Origin of the sequence: Tepidimonas fonticaldi, assembly GCF_001675355.1 — a bacterium.
GTDB lineage: Bacteria > Pseudomonadota > Gammaproteobacteria > Burkholderiales > Burkholderiaceae_C > Tepidimonas > Tepidimonas fonticaldi.
The window spans coordinates 1-963 of sequence record NZ_LZDH01000043.1 but is presented as its reverse complement, the minus strand read 5'-3'; the positions used below and the strand labels follow the sequence as shown (position 1 = coordinate 963).

Sequence of the window (963 nt, the reverse complement as noted above, 5' to 3'; positions counted from 1 at the left end):
AAGTCAGCCATATGTATATCGATAACGCAGCCATGCAAATGATCAAAGCCCCATCTCAGTTTGATGTGGTGTTATGTTCTAACTTGTTCGGCGATATCATTTCTGATGAATGTGCAATGATCACCGGTTCCATGGGCATGTTACCTTCTGCGAGCTTAAATGAAGCTGGATTTGGTTTGTATGAACCTGCGGGAGGCTCTGCACCAGATATTGCTGGAAAAAATATTGCCAACCCAATTGCACACATTTTATCTGCTTCCATGTTGTTAAGATTTAGCTTAGACCAAGCCGATGCAGCAGATGCAATCGAACGTGCGGTCAATAAAGCCTTAGAAGAAGGTTATAGAACATCCGACTTAGCGGGTGCAGGTCAGTCAATAAGTACCAGTGAAATGGGCGATATTATTGCTCGTTATATTGCAGAAGGGGTTTAACATGGCCAAGACTTTATATCAAAAATTGTATGATGCCCACGTTGTCCGTGAGGTCGAAAATGAAATCCCTTTGATTTATATCGATCGCCATTTGGTACATGAAGTGACATCACCTCAAGCGTTTGATGGTTTGAGAACTAAGAAACGTCCTTTACATCAACCAAGAAAAACTTTTGCCACAATGGATCACAATGTATCAACGCAAACCAAAGATATTAATGCGTGTGGCGATATGGCTCGTATTCAAATGCAAGAGTTGATGAAAAACTGTAAAGAGTTTGGCGTAACTTTATATGATTTGAATCACCCATACCAAGGTATTGTCCATGTGATGGGGCCTGAGCAAGGTATTACTTTACCCGGTATGACCATTGTATGTGGAGACTCCCACACCGCAACACACGGTGCATTTGGCTCATTAGCCTTTGGTATCGGAACATCTGAGGTTGAGCACGTGATGGCGACTCAAACGCTGAAACAAGCACGCGCCAAAACAATGAAAATTGAAGTCGTAGGCAAAGCTCCAGCA

Annotated in this window: 2 protein-coding genes; both read left to right on the top strand. The window is 42.7% G+C overall.

Going from position 1 to position 963, the window contains the following annotated elements; translation table 11 throughout:
* On the top strand, window positions 1-434 hold a 434-nt coding region (locus A9O67_RS13010), incomplete at its 5' end, for an isocitrate/isopropylmalate family dehydrogenase (protein WP_269451554.1).
* A gap of 1 nt (window position 435) precedes the next feature.
* Window positions 436-963 (top strand): aconitase family protein (locus tag A9O67_RS13005; RefSeq protein ID WP_269451553.1); only part of this gene is annotated, 528 nt, incomplete at its 3' end.